General features: G+C 73.4%; 1 protein-coding gene. It reads left to right on the top strand.

Annotated features, from left to right (window positions below; genetic code table 11):
- The first annotated feature begins 192 nt into the window (after positions 1-192).
- Positions 193-13,347 (top strand): hypothetical protein, encoded by a 13,155-nt coding sequence (locus ACWC1K_RS04685; protein WP_450828800.1) that lies wholly within the window; start codon positions 193-195, stop codon positions 13,345-13,347.
- Positions 13,348-13,353: the final 6 nt, after the last annotated feature.

Below are 13,353 nucleotides of genomic sequence, written 5' to 3'. Positions count from 1 at the left end.
GAGGTGACGCCTGTCGAGGCGTCGCATCCGGCCGGCGAACAGCCTCAGCTCGACGAGGTTGCTGCCACCCACCCGGGGCCGACCCTGGCGGACCTTCTGGCGAGCTCGCCCCCGCGGAGATCGGCGGAGTCGGCCGGGGACGGGGCGGTTTCCCAGGAAGAGCGCGACGAGGTTGCCGCCGTTGCGGAGGAAGTGAGTGCGCCGGAGCAGGCGCACGGCGCCGAGGAGGCTTCTGCCGCCGGCGACGCGGCGATCCGGGATGAGGCGATCCCGGAGGAGGTGCGTACGACGGAGCAGGCCCGTGCCGTGGAGGACGTGACGACCCCCGGCGAGGCACGGACCCGTGAAGAGGAGCGCGCCGCGGGCGCAACGGCCGTGCCGCACGAGCCCCCGACACCGCTCGAGCCTGCCGAGGCCACGGCCGAGCCTTCGCAGGAGCAGGAGCAGGGCGCCGAGCAGGAAGCGGTGTCCGCGGTGCCCTTCGATGGGGTGGCCGCCGCTCACGAGCGGCAGCCGGACGGTTTCACGGAGCAGCCGCCGCAGCCGGACGCCGAGCCGGCGGCGCGGGCGCTGGAGGAGCCGGAGCCGCAGGACGGCGATGCGGAGCCTGCGGGGTCTCGGTCGCCGCGGCCGGACGGTGCTGTGGGCGAGGATTCCGCGGTGTCCTCGCGGCCGGAGCCCGTGGAGGACACGGACGCAGCGGGGCCGGACCTGCCGTTGGGCGCCGTGGAGGCACCGGCGGCCGAGGCACGGCAGGAGCAACTCGCCGAGCAGGACACGGCCCATACCGACACCGGGCAGCCGCAGCTGTCCGCCGAGCCGGAGGCGCCGGGCGGCGCCACGGACCTGGTGCAGCCGGCGCCCGCCGTCACCCACCAGCCCGCCACCGAGGGGCGGATGCTGACCCAGCTGTTCGCCGAGGCCGACCTGGAGGACGTGCTCGGCCGCAGCGGCAACCCGCTCGACCCCGCCGAACTGATGCGGCGGGCGCGGGCGGACCGGCCCAAGGTGACCGGTGAGATCGACGGCTTCGATGTGCGCACCGCGATCGTCCGGATGGTCGGCCGCACCGCCGCCGACCACGCCATGTACGCCCTGATCGACAACGCCTTCTCGGACGAGCAGCTCAAGGAGCACTTCCACCGCTCCCTGGACGGCGGCTACAGCGTCGACCTCGGCGCCCGTGTGAACGGCGGACCGCAGGTGGTGGTGGAGGCCGTGGGTCTCGGCACCCCGCACGGGGTGGCGTCGGCCACCGACGACTTCGGATTCAGCCACACCCACACCACGGAGAACCGCAGCGCGTCGGTCACGCGCCAGCAGCCGGCCCTCGAGCCGCGGGCGGCCCGCATCCCCCTGCCCTTCCTTCAGATCGCCGGAAAGATCGCCGGGTTGATCAACGCCCGGGACACGAGCCTGTCCACGAAGACCAAGCGCGACATGAAGACCGAGGTCGCCGAGACCGGGGTACCGGTCGCGCGGGCCGGCCACACGGTGACGTACCGCGTCTCGGTACGCAAGCCCGGCCGCTGGCCCTGGAGCGGGGCCAGGAAGCGGGAGGATGTCGTCCACATACCGGTGAAGCTCGCCTGGCCCAAGCCGGCTGCGGACACCGTCACGCTGCCCGACGGGACGCAGGACGCCGGGCAGCGGCGCACCGAGGAGGTGCTGCACGCCGAGTTCGCAGGCGTCGGCCCCGGCGTCCTCCAGGCCGTGGAAGGCGCGCTGGGCAGCACGTTCCGGGTGAACGATCCCGTGGCGCGGGAACTGCGTGCCTGGCTGGATCAGCTTCCAGGGCGTGCGCCGGAACTGTTCGGCGGCCAGATGGTCCGCAAGTCCTTCCCGTTCAAGGGGCGTTGGGGCAGGACCCAGGTCGCGGTGGCCGTCGCCAAGGACATCGTCGTACGGGACCTCCCGGAGCCGGACGGCACGGTCACCCGGACCCACCGGATCAGCGAGGAGAGCACCTGGGGGCAGGGAGTGACCCGGCGCTGGGGCGGTGGCCTCACGCTGGGAGTGGGCAACACCGTCCACACGGCCGGCGTACTGGGCCCGGTCGTCCTGGGCTACAGCCTGACCAAGAGCGTCACCGACGTCACCGACACGCGAGAACACACCGAAGCGGAGACGTACAAGGGACCGATCCACAAGCGTCAGGCGGAGTTCGCCCTGGTCGTCCGCGTGGGCGGCCACGACGGTGTGGCGCAGCGGGTGGACGGCGGTGTGGCGACGCTGTGGACGCGTGAGCGTGACGACGCGATGCCGGCGGACGAGAGCGGGAGCACGGTGTCCACGGACGCCACGACCGAGACCGCGGCCTTCGACGAAGCCCCTGCCGACACCGCGGTGCTCGACGAAGCGTCCACCGAAACCGCGGCGTTCACCGCCGCCGCGTCCCAGGATGCCGCCACGCCGCGGCACTTCGTCCCGGAGCCGGCCGGGGTGAGCCGGTTCACCGTGGCGGACCGGCTGGACGCCGCCTACCGGCTCACGGACGAGACGGTGGAGGAGATCGCCGGCCGGGTTCTGCACCGTCTGGAGGCGGAAGGGCTGCTGGACGCCGCGCGACTGCCGGACGTGGCGACCGAGTTCCGCGCCTTCCTGCGGGAGCACGCGCGGGAGGTGGCGCACGGCGGGGACGGCGTACGGTTCCCGTTGAGCGCATGGCGCAGCGGCGCCCCGGACGTCTTCGTCCGTGGCGTACTGCGGCCCGCGGACGGCCGGTACCTGGGCGACGGCACGCAGGTGACGCTCAGCGGAACCGTCACCGCGAGCCACGCCCAGAACACCGCCGTCACCCGGCGGAAGGACGGTGGCGTCGGAGTGGCGGGCGCCGGGTCCATCGCCCAGACGCACGAGGCCGAGTACCTCGGGACCGGACTGGCCTACAAGGCCAACCAGGTCGTCACCCGCAACGTGACGCAGCGGCTGCGCGCCGAACGTCCGCTGGGCGGCGGCACGGGAATCCATCGCTTCGACTTCCCGGTCGACTTCGAGGTCCGGGTGGGCGGCCGCTGGTCGGCGCCGGGCGAGGTGGCGCGGTGGCGAGAGGCGGACGCCGCCGCCGGCTACGTGGCCGCGACGATTCCCGGCCGTGCCGAGGTGGCGGTGCCCGAGCGGACCGTGGTGCCGCTCGCGGAGCCGACGCAGGCGCCGGCCGAACCGTCCGCCCCGCTCTGGCGGGAAGGGGGCACGCCGCGGCCCGTCCAGCGCGAGGGACACCTGCCCGCCGGTTACCGGCTGGACTCGCTCAAGCCGGTCCCGGGGCTGCAGAGCACGGTGGCGGGGATGCTGTCCGCACCAAGCGGAACGAGCTGGCGGGAGCTCTACCGACGGCCGCTGCTGGGCAGTGCCCCGGCCGCGTTCGACCAGCACCAGGGCAAGAACTGGCTGGAGCGCACACCGGACGAGATCAACGAACGCAACGCCGCCCTGGACGTCCTGGAGAACTTCACCGGTCCGGCGGCCCGCATGGCCGGGTTCGAGCGGACCGTGGGATTCAAGGACACCGTCACCCTCAAGAGCCACAACCGGGCGGGACTCGCCGGCAACCGCGAGCTGCTCGCGCGCGTGGATCTGTCGGCCCGGCTCGGCGACCCCCGGATCGTGGCGGTCGACGAGGAGCACACCTTCGGCGGTACGCGCTTCGGCCAGGTCGAGCAGACGTCGGACACCCAGCGAGGGTGGGCCGTCAAGGGCAAGCTCGCCGGCGGCGTCACGACCCCGCTCACCGACCTCCGCACCTCCGTCGGCGCCGAGCTCGGCGGCTCACTGACCTACGCCGAGACACAGGGCACGTCCACCGCACATGCCGCAGAGGCCATGTCCGCCGACGAGTGGGTCGAACGCGGTTACCTGGTCACCTTCGATGTGACGTACGAGGTGCGCACGCGCAAGGACACGGCCTGGCAGGACCTTGCGACCATGGTCCACCGGACCCCGGCCGACGAGCGGTCGACCTGGGCACTGGTACCGGACGCGGCCACCCTGTGGGTACCCGCCCGGGAGATCCACCGCATCGGCGAGCTGACCGAGCAGGACATCGCCAGGCTGTTCGCCGACGATGCCGAGCGGTACCGCGCGGCAGCGGCCGAGACCGACGCGGACACCGAACCGCAGCCCGCCGACAGCACACCCGCGGCCCAACCGGCCGCGGACACGACGCCGGAGGAACCGTCCACGGCGGCCGTGGACGGGCCGGCGGACATACCGGCGGTCCGGGCGCCCGCGAACACGGGCCGGGGCAGCGGACGCGTCGAGCTGTACCGGCTGGAGGCCGGCGGAGAACTGGTCCAGCAGATCGCACGCCGGCTCGACCAGTGGTCGGTGGAGAACAGCCGGACGGCGTCGGCACGGGTGGCGAAGTTCGACCGCATCAACGACAGGCTGATCCACGACGTGCTGGGCCCGTCGCTGACCGCGTCCGGCTTCGGCACGGTGATCGAGGAGATGCTGAACGGCGGGCGGCCGGTGTTCCTGGCGGGTGACACGCCCTTCGGCAAAGTGGAGCAGCTGGTGGTGCTGCGGGCCCGGCTCGGCGAGGGGCACTACCACGCCACCCTCTCCCGCCACACCTCGAAGGACGGCCTGGAGACGACCGAGCGCACGACCGCCACGACCCAGCGGGGCCTGTCCGCTTCGTGGGGCGTGTACGCCATCGCCAATCCGGGCGTGGCGCACCGTCCGGCCTCCCTGCTCATGGCCGGATTCGGCCACTCCCACTCATGGACCGCGAAGAATGAGGTGACGGAGGAGCACATGGCGTCGGCCGTCAGCTCCGAGTCCGGGGCCGCGTCCGTGGAAGGCTCCGCGTCCCAGTCGGGCTCCAGGTCCGGGTCCGGGTCCGGGTCCGGGGAGAGTGTGCAGTTCCTCCACGACCTGCTGGTGACGATGGACGTGTACCCGTACGCGGGTCCGGGGTACTACAGCAGGCATCTGCCGGACTGGATGCCCAAGTTGGGCGGCCGTTCGTTCGGCGGCTCGTGGACCGCGCAGTTCACACTCCCCGGTGCGGCGCGCTCCACCGTGCCCACCGATGAGGTCCTGCCGCCGAGGGAGGAGGCGGGCCCGTCGGCGCCGGTCCACGGCTCGCCGGCCGAGCGGCAGCACGGTGCCGGGCCCGAACTGGGCCTGCCCGAGAGGGCGCTGGTACGCCCGTTCGACGCGCCCGGACTGCGCACGGCGCTGGACGAGCTGGCCTTCGGGGGCCGGGACGGGCGGCCGGTGCTGCGCCCTCGCGCGGGCTTCGAGTTGCAGGCACGCACGGGTGCCGTGCCGCTGCGGTCGAAGCTGGCGGACGCGATGTCGCCGCGGGGTCACGTCATCGAGATCACGGGGGACGCACTGGCGCAGGTGACCGTCAGGGCCGACGTGGTGGCGCGGGAGGTGGTCCGGACGCTCCGCGAAGGCTCCCTGACCACCACCGCCTCCGACACCTCCAAGGCCGAGCCGAGCTGGACGAGCGCCGGAGAAGCGGGCCCCGCGTGGTACGCCGACCTCCGCGAACCGACGATCCACCTCGGGGACCACACCGCGGCGAACCGGCCCTTCGTGCTGGGTGACGACGCGTACAGCACCTGGCTGACGTACGGGGGACCGAAGTCGGTCACGGGCGAGACGACCCGCAAGGAGCCGGAGCCCGAGGGGGACGGCGATGCCGGGCCCCGCTACCTGGTACGGCTGACCCCCCGGTGGACGGTCACTCCCGCCTACCGCGCCAAGAAGCTCCCCGCGCGGTGGCGGGAACCGATCACCACCGGGCCGGACGAGCCCATCCTGGTCGTGGTGGACCGGGAGGGACTGCACCGACTGGGGCTGGCGGAGCCGGGTGACGACGTCGCCCCGGGCGCCGGGGAGGTACGGGAGCCTCAGCGCAGCCGGCGGACTTGGCAGCCGGGGCTGCCGACCGTGCCCGAGGAGTTCGAGGAACGTGACGAGCAGCCGCACACGCTCACCGTCGACGCCGCCCCCGAAGCGGCGGTGCGGGTGGCGGACGAGCCGCTGCACGGTGTCGCGCCGCTGACCGGGTACCGGCTGCGGCGGACGGACACCGCGGCGACCGGCACCGTTGGCGCGTCCTCGCGGCTGGAGTTGGTGGATGCCGCGGGTGAGGTGGTGCCGGACCGGACGGTGCTGCCGCGCGAGGGCGGCGGATTCGTCGTCCGGGGAGACGCGGGCAACCTGTTCCTCGATTCCCGGGTCCGGTTCGAGCACCGCGAACTGGAACTGCCGGGCGTCGACCATGTGGTGCGGTTGCAGGAGCCGGCCGGTATCCAGGGCCCGCTGGAGCTGCTGGACCGTGACGGTGTTCCGGTCGAGAACGGGCGGCTGGCCCGGTTCCCGGACGGCCTGACCGTCACGCTGCCCCTGGCGGGCCGGTACGAGGGCGCGGTGGCGGAGTGGCGCTTCGACACCCAGGGTGTGCTGGTCCGGCAGAGGCTGCCGCAGGCCGGTGAGTCGTCCGGCAGCGGGATCTCGGGCCGCGGGAAGGCCCCGATGGGCGAGGCCGAGGCACCGTCGGCAGAGGCATCGTCGTCCGGGGCACGGCAGGAGCAGCCCGCTGAGCCGCAGGCGTCCGACGACGCCACGGAAGAGGTGCGGGAGGAGTCCGGGCAGACGGAGTCCCGCGGCGGACAGCGGGCGCGGTGGCGGCCGGGACTGCCGCCCGTTCCCGAGGGACTGCCCGTGGTTCCCGGGTTCCGGCTGCTGGTGCCGTCCGCGGAGGCCGTCGCCCGGTACGAGCTGCTGGGTCTGCCGACGCTCCCGGAGGTGGTGGACGCGAGCGGCAGGCCGATGCCCGGCTGGACGGTGGCGTCGCGCGCGGACGGCGGGTACACCGCGTCCGACGCGGCGGAAGAAGTGCGCTGGCAGTTCGGCGCGGACCGGCTGCCGCAGGCGCTGGACGTGCGGCTGGCGGGGACGGAGGACTTCCTGCGGTTCGGCGTCGGCGAGGACGGTCCCGAACTGTCGGTGACGGGGGCGGACCACTACGAACTGGGAGAGGTGCGCGACGCGTCGGGGGAGCTGACCGAGGTCTGGGTCAGCGCTCCCGGGGACGCCCTGGGGTGGCGTTTCGACGGGAACGGCGTCCCCCGGGATGTCGAGGTGCCGCTTCGCGGCGAGGGCCTGCCCGAGCACCTGACGGGGGCGCTGATCCGCAGGCTCAGGGTGCCCGTCTCACCGAGCGCGCCCCACGGCTGGATCGCGGAGCTGACCGCCGACGACCCGTTGGTCGTGGCGTCCCACGGGGTGCGCACGACCTCCGACGGCTACCTCCTCACCGACCGGGTGACGGACGAGGTCTTCCGCTTCGGCACGGACGGAACCCTGGTGCCGGCACGCCCTGACCGTGAGGCACCGTGGCGGACCTGGCTGCGCCGACTGGACGAGGGGCTGCTCGCGAGGCGTGCGCCCCGGGTGCGGCCGCAGAACCACGTGGGCACGGTCGGCGTGGAGTACGACGAGAACCTGGCCCGGATCTTCGACGAGACGCTCCCCAAGGCACGGTGGTCCGGCCCGCGGAGTGAGCCGGCTCAGGTGATGGTGCCGGTGATCTCGCACGACGCCACGGCCTTCCTGCGGCGCTCGGGACTGGATCCGTCGGCGGACCCGGACGGGCTCGCCGAGCTGCGGGCCGCGGCGCACGAGGCGCTGTGGTCGGCCGCGCGCCAGGCGCTGGAGGAGGCCGGAAGGGACGAGGACGCGGCCGGGTTCCTTGCGCAGGGGTTCACGGTGCTGCCCCCTCGCCCGGACGGGCTGCGGCCGGTCAGGCACGGGGCCACGGGCCTGGAGACCCTGTTCGGGCCCGGGGGCGAACTGGTCTCCCACCAGATCTACCTGCACGAGGCCCCCCGGGAGCTGTCGGGACAGCCGGTCCAGGTCACCCACACCCCGGACGGGGAGTACGGATTCGCCTGGGCGGACAGCGCCCGGGTCGGCGGCCATCTCACCATCGACTGGGCGGGCGACGAGAACGGGGCGAGCACGGATCCCCGCCGTCAGTTCGTCGTCGCGAACCAGCACACCGGAGACACGTTCCTCTTCGGCGCCGAAGGCACGCCGACCGAGCCCATCCCCGCAGCGCAGGACGCGTCGTCCACGGCACCGGAGCCCGAGCAGCCGGAAGGGGCCGTCGGCGACGCCGTACAGCTGCATGAGCGGTCCGAGGTGCCCGCCGCCCACGCCGTACAGGAGCCCGAGCAGCCGGCCGCCCCGCCGTCGCACGCCGAAGTCCCTTGGTACATGGGCCAGTTCGGTATGGACGCGCACGGTGAGCTGAACGTGAGTGCCGTCGACCGCTGGGACGAGGCGCTGGTGCGGCAGTGGGCCAACAACATCGCTTACGCGGTGCGCCGCGACGGCGACAGCGCCGAGTTGGAGACCGGCATCCGCGAGGCCCTGCGCACGATCCTGCGCAGCGGGGCCGTGCCCGAGACGCTGGCGGCCGGCGAGCACTCCGCCGCCTCGGAAGGAGAGCGGGCGCTGGACTTCTGGGAGGCGGCCCTCCAGCGCGGCCGACTGGCCACCGCGGGCGGTCATGTGGTGTGGGTACGGCCGGTCCTGCGCAACGTCGAGCCGCTGCCGCAGGAGGCGTCCCCGATCGACGGGTACGCCCTCAACTGGGGCTCCCTGGCCACCACCCACAAGTCCGCCCGGGAGGGCGGCTGGTCCGGCGCGAGCTCCCTGCTGACGGCGATCTCCACCGGTTCGAGGGTCGCCTCGTCGGTGACACCGGCGCCGGTGCTGAGCGTCGAGGCGCACCGCACCGGCCAGACGCAGACGAACCGCACGGTGGTCTTCGACCGGAAGATCTGGATGCAGCAGAGCACCCCGTTCCGCGCGGGCCTGCAGCTGCGGCTCTTCGTCGACGGCGAGGAACGCCGGCACGACCTGATCGTCCCCGACCGTCTCACCGTGCGGCTGCCCAAGTCCCTGACGGTCCCGGGCGCCCTGCAGCACGTGCCCCACACCGCTCCCGCGCTCGACGCCGTACAGCAGGACGCCGGGCGCCACCGGGCCCGTACGATCCTCAACGCCATCGATCTGACACCGACGGCCGCCGAGTTCGAGCGCCGGCTGCACGCGGCGGGGCTGCCCACCGACGCCGTACGAGCACTGATGGAACGCACCCTCGTCCAGCTCAACGAACGCTCCGCCATCAACCGCAGCCGGTTCCTGCTGGGCAACGAGCTGGTGACGGACCTGGTGTCCCACTCCACCGGCCTCGGCCGCTCGTTCCAGGGCCATGTGGCGATCCGGGCGAGGATCGAGGGCCTGGAGTACCTGGGCGACACCGTCAAGGTCCCCGTGCGCGAGGACTCCGCCGGCACGCTGGTCGTGCACCGCAAGGAGGGCGCGAAGAGCAGCGCCGCGCTGGGCGGCCGGGTCGTCGCGGGGCCGGCGGAGTTCTTCTCGTTCACCGGTGAGGTCCAGCGTGGCACCAGTCAGGGCCTGGCCGTGTCGACGGCCCTCCACACCATCGTCCAGACCTCGGACGACCACGCGCGCTACCGCGCCTGGCTGAGCGTCTCCCTCGACGTGCGTTCCCCCACGCACCGGATCGAGCCGCTCACCCGCATCGTGCCGGCCGAACTCGGCGTCCCCAGCCATGAGGCCGCCGACTTCGAGCGCCGTGTGCTCGGTGCGGACGCCCCGCTGCTGCGGCAGCCCCAGCCCGGGCCTGCCGGTCCGGTGCAGACACGGCCGTATGTGCGGGCGCTGCTCGCCGAGGCGGCCGAACTGGGTGTCGGCCTGCCGGAGTCGGCGTACCGGCGCCCGGAACGCCTGGACGCGCCCCTGCCGCAGCCGCACCCACGCGAACCCCTGGCCCTGGCGACACGACGCGGCCTGGGCTTCGGAACCCTCCTCGGCCTGCCCGGCGCCGAACTGGTCCACGACCAGATCCGCACCGTCATCGGCCAGACACACCAGCAACTGACCCGCCGCCGACCGAAGTTGACCGGCCACCCGCCCTTCCTCGAGCTGGGCCGCCCCCGGGTGGACTGGGCGGGCGCGGACCGGGAACTGCTCACCGCGTTCGGACGCCCGTCCCTGGAGACCGACCTGGCGCAGCTGACGGCGGGCGTCGAGCACTCCGTGCGGCTGGGCGGCCGGACGTATCACGTGTCGGTGACCGCCCGGCTGCGGGAGCGCGTCGGCGGCGCCACCGGCGACGAGACCCGGCCGATGTCGCTCAACATCCGCTCCGGGCAGGGCGCCACGGTCAGCGGAGAGCGCAAGAACGGCTGGAAGCTGCGGGCCTTCCTGGGCGCCCGCGGCGATACCGAACTGACCAGGCTCCTGCGGCTGCGACTCGGACAGGCGGGGCTGACCGGCAGCATCGGGCGCGGCACCGAGCACCAGTTCTCCGGCGCGGCGAAGTCCACGCAGCGCGCCGACATGGGCGGCAAGGCCGACGAGCACGTCTACGACGCCGTGTACGAGCTGTCCGTACGCACCGACGGGCACCCCGAGCAGAAGTGGTGGATCGACAGGCCGGGTGAGGTGGTGGCCCGGGTGGCCGTGCCGCATCTGCACGTGCCGTCGGAGAGGATCCCGGCGCACCTGCTGGACGAGGCGGGCCGGGTGCGCCCCCTCGCATCCCTCCCGCCCGCCGAGCAGTTGGTGGACTTCACCAGCCACGGCTCCGCCGTCGTGTACCGGTCGCTCCTCGCCGCGCCCGAAGTGGCGCATACGGCGGCGACGCTGTACCAGCAGGCCAACGGACTCCCGGACGAGTGGCAGGCGAACCCGGCGAACTGGCCGGCGGAGCTCAAGAAGCCGTTCGCGCCGAACGAGCTGGTGGCCCACTTCCCGTCCCTGACGACCGGCCAGGGGCGGCTGATGGAGCTGCCCGACGGGCTCGACGGCTGGCACCAGGCCCTGCGAGTGCAGCTCGTCGGCGCCGAACCGCGTCATGTGCAGGCACACACCGGGGCCGCCTTCCAGCTGTGGCAGAACACCAGCGGAACCGCCCACTACGAACGCACCGTCGAGCGCACCCACACCCTCGGCCTCGCGGGCCGACTGGGCCCGTCCCTCCACTTCGGCCAGGGCGAGGAGGACGGCGAGGCGTCGGCCGCGCCCGGCGTGGAGCGGCTCACGACCGGCGAGGAGCGGCCCTCGGCCCAGCACCACCCGCTGACCGGCGAGCTGCGCGCCACGTTCGGCGGCGGGTTCCAGTGGGGCTGGGAGAGCGGCCACGGCACGGCCGTCGGCCCGGTCGGCATCACCCGCGGCACCTACGGCGGCCCCAAGCACACCTACCGCGCTCACGCGGTGTTCCGCATCACCCTCCACCGCTGGCGCGGCTCCCACCTGACGGGCGCGCTGACCCGCAGCGCATCCGGCACGACCAGCGTCGAGCGGGTGCTGGAGGTCGGACACGGCCTGGAGTTCGTGGTCCCCGAGCGGCGGATCTTCGACCTGGGCCTGCCGGTCCCGGACGGCGTGACGCCCGTCGAACCCCAGCCGCCGACCGGTCACTTCGACCTGGCGCTGCTGCCCGGAGGCACCCATCCGGAGGTGCTGCAGGCGGACGGCGTGCTGGAGACGATGAAGCAGTGGCTGACGGAGCAGGGCCTGCTGCGGCCCGACGCCGACGGCTTCGGCCACCGGCCGAGTCTGTTGCTGAGCTCCGTCGAGGCCTCCTACTCACCCGCCGCCCTGCTCGACCAGTTCACTCTGCTCAACACCACGGGAGTGACACGGTGGCTGCCGATCCCGTCGGCCTTCGGCGCCACCCGCTATCTGTGGACCAAGGTCACCGCCGAGACCCTGGAGCCGGTGTCGCAGCACGACCGCCCCGAGCTGACCATGATGCTGCGGGGCAAGGCGATCACCGAGGAGACGACCAGCACCTCCCGCTCGACCGAGGTCGAGGTACACGGCGAGCTGCACGGCGGGATCGGCCGGGGGACGGAGGGTGGCCTCCAGGTCGCGGGCGGCTGGTCCGGTGAGGCGAGCACGGCCCACGAGCGGCACGAAGAGAACGTGGAGGTCTACTGGGGCCAGACCCGCAACCCGTCGGTCGAGTTCCGGCTGCGGCAGCGGTTCAGGATCGAGATGGCCCTCACCCGGCAGCTGCCCGAGGTGCTCTCCGCCCCCGTCCGGCTCCTCCACGGGATCTCCCTCGCCGTCTCCAGCCTGATGGGACGCAGGCGGTGGGCGGCGGCCGCCGCCCGGCCCCAGTCGTACCTCGCCCGGTTCCCGCAACGGCCCGAGGACGGCACCGTCGACGGCTGGGTACGCGTCGTCATCCCCGAGCACCTCGTCCGGCCGGGCCAGGCACCACAACCGGCGCCCGACCACCCCCGGCACACCACCCCGCCGGTGTGGCAGACCGAGGAACAGCCCCTGAACGACGCCCTGGTGGACCTGATGTCCGAGCACGGGCACCCCTGGGCCCTGCCCGCCGCGACCGAGATCAACCGCTGGGCCGTGCTGCCCGCGGCACCCACCACCACACGCCCGCGACCGGAGGCACCGCAGACCGGGCGGCCGGACCGCACCACGCTCCCCGGCATGCTGTACGACCACCTCACCAACGAGGTGCAGATGCGGCTCAGCCTGGAACGGCTGCTGCGGCACCGGTACCAGGTGAAGGTGGGCGCCGAGCAGGTGACCGCAGGCATGCGCCTCACCCGTGTCACCGTCCTGCCGCAGTCCGACGTGGAGATCCTCTCGCGCCACTTCCACCAGGGCCGCGAGACGCAGGAGCACCTCCATGGCCGTACCGGCGCCTGGTTCGCCGGGGCCGGCCCCGACCTCGGCGGAGACGTCGACGGCCACTCGCTACGGGACTCTGCGCCCCTGCGCTACGAGGGGGAGACGTCCGGGGAGCGGGCGGCGGAGGCCGAGGAGATCCTGGAGCGGAACGTCGCCAGTGTGCGGCCCTTCCGCTACTACAAGGCCGACGTGGAGCTGGTCCTCTCCGGCCGGCACGGAAAACTGCTCGTCGACGTCCCCGGCGGCCTGTACTTCATGCTCCCCACCGACCTCGCGGACTCACCCGCCCTGACGGAAGTCCTCGTCACCGAGCCGGAGTCGAACACCGCACACGTGGACGACGACGCCGGGCAGACGTCCGGCGCGGAGCGCACGACCGACCGCCTCGTCGAGACGTTCCTGACCCGGGTGAACGGCGACGCCGCGCCGGACGCCTCTCCACCGGAAGCCCCCACTCCTGCGGAGCCGCCCCTGGAACCGGCCTCCGCGAGCGGATCCGGCACGCCGACGCACCAGTCGGACGGAGCGGAGACCCCCGAGGCCAGCGCGGAAAGGTTCCTGGCACGCATCGACCGTGATCAACCCGCTGCCGACACCGGCCGCCGCACCGACATGCAATGAGGAAGG

Source organism: Streptomyces sp. NPDC001492 (genome assembly GCF_053597275.1).
Note: the sequence above shows the minus strand (reverse complement) of the source record. Positions and strands in the feature narration are given on the sequence as shown.